The 3,434-nt window shown below is 60.1% G+C and carries 2 protein-coding genes; both read left to right on the top strand.

Annotation, left to right across the window (positions count from 1 at the left end; all coding sequences use genetic code 11):
* Nucleotides 1–216: 216 nt before the first annotated feature.
* Nucleotides 217–1,359, top strand: a complete 1,143-nt coding sequence (locus tag AC1DT3_RS15470) for an efflux RND transporter periplasmic adaptor subunit (protein ID WP_477466134.1) — start codon at nt 217–219, stop codon at nt 1,357–1,359.
* Between the two features lie 25 nt (nt 1,360–1,384).
* A partial coding sequence (locus AC1DT3_RS15465; RefSeq protein WP_477466133.1) for an efflux RND transporter permease subunit occupies nt 1,385–3,434 on the top strand: 2,050 nt, incomplete at its 3' end.

Genomic DNA, 3,434 nt, shown 5'->3' with positions numbered 1-3,434 from the left:
GCGCGCAACACGGTGTTCTGCGATGCGGTTCGCGCGTCGAGAATTGTGCTGCCGTGCTTGCCAGCCGGGCAAGTGGTACCTCTGCGAAGGATGCAGGACTGATATCCGCCCGCCGCAATGATAGGCATATTAGCCGCGCGAAGCATTTGCCACTTCCCGATTCCATAGCCATAGTTCTCCTTCGGTAGCGAACCGCGCTGTCTTCTGGAGGTCGTCATGGCGTCACTTCGGCTCACGGGTTTTGCGAGTTGCCTGGCATTCATCGTCCTCACCACAGCCGGCTCGGCGCAGGCCCCGACGGCGCCGACCGTTACGGTGGCGAAGCCTGTGGTCAAGGAAATCACGGAATGGGATGATTTCATCGGCCGCTTCGAGGCCATCAATCAGGTCGACATTCGTGCCCGCGTTTCCGGCTATCTCGACAAGGTTCACTTCCAGGACGGCGCCATCGTCGAAGTCGGAACGCCGCTGTTTACGATCGACAAGCGGCCGTACCAAGCGGCGTTGGAACAAGCCGAGGCGACTGTCGCATCAGCCCAGGTGAGGGTCGATTTTGCATCGAGCGATCTCGATCGGGCCGAAGCCCTCCGGCGCTCGGGCAATATTTCGGATCAGGTCCTCGACCAGCGCCGCTCGACCTATCTCACGGGGCGGGCGGAACTCGATAGAGCTCAGGCCGCTCTGCGACAGGCGAGGCTCGACCTGGAATTCACCGAGATCAAGGCACCGCTTGCAGGCCGGATTTCAAGAAAGCTGATCTCCGAGGGAAATCTGATCCTCGCGAACCAGACCGTTCTGACCAACATCGTGTCGATGGATCCGATCCACTTCTATTTCGACGTCGATGAGCGTTCTTACCTCGCCTATACACGGCAATCGTCCGGTGGCACGCAGACGTCGACACCGACGGTGGCCAACGAAGTTCAGTTGACGATGACGGATGAGACATTGCCCCGCCGCAAGGGTCATCTCGACTTTCTCGACAACAGGCTTGATGCCGCAAGCGGAACCATTCGGGCGCGCGCCATCTTCGAGAACAAGGACTTCTTCCTCAAACCCGGACTTTTCGGACGGATCAGCATCAGCGGCTCGGATCCCTACAAGGGCGTATTGGTGCCGGACGAAGCTGTCGGCAGCGATCAGGACCGGCGTGTCGTCTTCGTCGTTGGTGACGACAACGTCGTGTCTATGCGCCCCGTCCGGATTGGACCGCGCATCGACGGATATCGTGTGATCCGTTCAGGGCTCAAAGGGGACGAGACCATCGTCATCAACGGTATCGTGCGCGTTCGCGCGGGCGTGAAGGTCACGCCGCAGATGGCGACCCTTCCGCCGATCCGGGAACGCAACGGATCTTAATTCGACAACTTGAGGAATCCGCACGATGAGGTTCGCTCATTTCTTCGTCGATCGTCCGATCTTTGCGACAGTGTTGTCGATCGTCCTGCTTCTGGTCGGCGGCATCGCCTATACGACCTTGCCCGTCGCCCAATATCCCGAGATCGCACCGCCTACGATCGTGGTGCGAGCGAGCTATCCCGGAGCGGACGCGCAGACTGTCGCTGCGACCGTTGCGACGCCGCTCGAGCAACAGATCAACGGCGTCGAAGACATGCTTTACATGTCCTCCTACTCGACGTCGGACGGATCAATGGCGTTGACCATCACCTTCAAACTGGGAACGAACCTCGACGACGCACAGGTGCTCGTTCAGAACCGTGTCGCCATCGCGACGCCGCGCCTGCCGCAGGAAGTTCGTACGCTCGGCGTGACGACGCTCAAGAGCTCTCCCGACCTCATGATGGTCGTTCATATGCTGTCGCCGGATGACACCTACGACCAGCTCTACGTATCGAACTACGCGCGCAACAACATCCGCGATGTTCTCCTGCGCCTGGACGGCGTAGGCGATCTCATCCTGTTCGGCGAGCGGCAATACAGCCTTCGCATCTGGCTCGATCCTGAAAAGCTCGCAGCGTTCGGCATGACGTCAGGCGACGTCGTGCGTGCCGTGCAGGAGCAGAACATCCAGGTATCCGGCGGTTCCCTTGGGGCGGAGCCGACCCCGAGCGACAATGCCTTTCAGCTCGTCGTGAAGACTCAGGGCCGTTTCGATGATCCCAGGCAGTTCCGACAGATCATCGTACGGGCGACGGAGGACGGGCGGCTCGTCCGGTTACAGGATGTCGCTCGTGTCGAACTCGGCGCACAGGATTACGTCACGAATTCCTATCTCAATGGCAAGCCGGCCGTGGCACTCGCCATCTTTCAGCGGCCCGGAACGAACGCGCTCGCTGCATCGGATTCGATCATTGCGACGATGCAAGACCTGAAGAAGTCCTTTCCGCCCGGAATAGACTACGAGATCGTTTACAACCCGACCGAGTTCATCGCCGACAGCGTAAAGGAGGTCTACAAGACGCTGTTCGAAGCGGTCCTCCTCGTCGTCATCGTCGTGATCGTCTTCCTTCAATCGTGGCGCACGGCACTCATACCGATCGTCGCCATTCCGGTCTCGCTGATCGGAACGTTCGCCGTCATGGCGGCGCTCGGCTTTTCGATCAACACGCTCACCTTGTTCGGCATGGTGCTCGCCATCGGTATCGTCGTCGACGACGCCATCGTGGTGGTGGAGAATGTCGAACGCAATATCGCGCTTGGTCTCAGCCCGCGCGAAGCGGCCCACAGAACGATGGATGAAGTCGGTGGCGCCGTCATCGCCATCGCGCTCGTGTTGAGCGCGGTGTTCATCCCGACGGCGTTCATTCCCGGCATCTCCGGGCAGTTCTACCGGCAGTTTGCATTGACGGTCGCCGTATCGACGATCATCTCGGCGTTCAATTCGCTCACGTTGTCTCCGGCCCTGGCCGCCTTCCTGCTGAAGCCGCACACTGACGAGAAGCCGCGAAATCCAATCACAAGGGCGGCGAAATGGGGCGCAAACGGTTTCAATCGCGGCTTTGAGACGATGTCGGGCGGCTACGCACGGGCGGTTGGCGGTATCGTCAGGCGCAAATTCATCGTGCTGCCGATCTATGTCGGTTTGATCGCCGGGACGGTCTGGATCGCGAATGTCGTGCCGCGCGGCTTCATCCCGACGCTCGATCAAGGCTATGCCATCGTCGTAATCCAGTTGCCGGAAGGATCGTCTCTCTCCCGAACGGATGCTGTCGTGCAGAGAGCATCCAAGATCATGCAGGAAACACCCGGCGTTCAGGACGCGGTCGCGTTTGCCGGTTTTTCCGGAGCGACCTTCACCAATGCGTCCAACGCTGCGGCAATTTTTGCGCGGTTCAAGCCGTTCGACGAGCGCGTCGCGAATGGTCTGTCGGGCGGCGCGATCATAGGTCAATTGTTCGGCCGTCTTCAACAGATCCAGGAAGCGTTCATCATCGCGATCCCACCGCCGCCTGTCAGGGGGCTCGGGAACTCGG

The organism is Microvirga sp. P4_G7, assembly GCF_056401005.1.
This window is presented reverse-complemented; position numbering and strand designations above follow the sequence as displayed.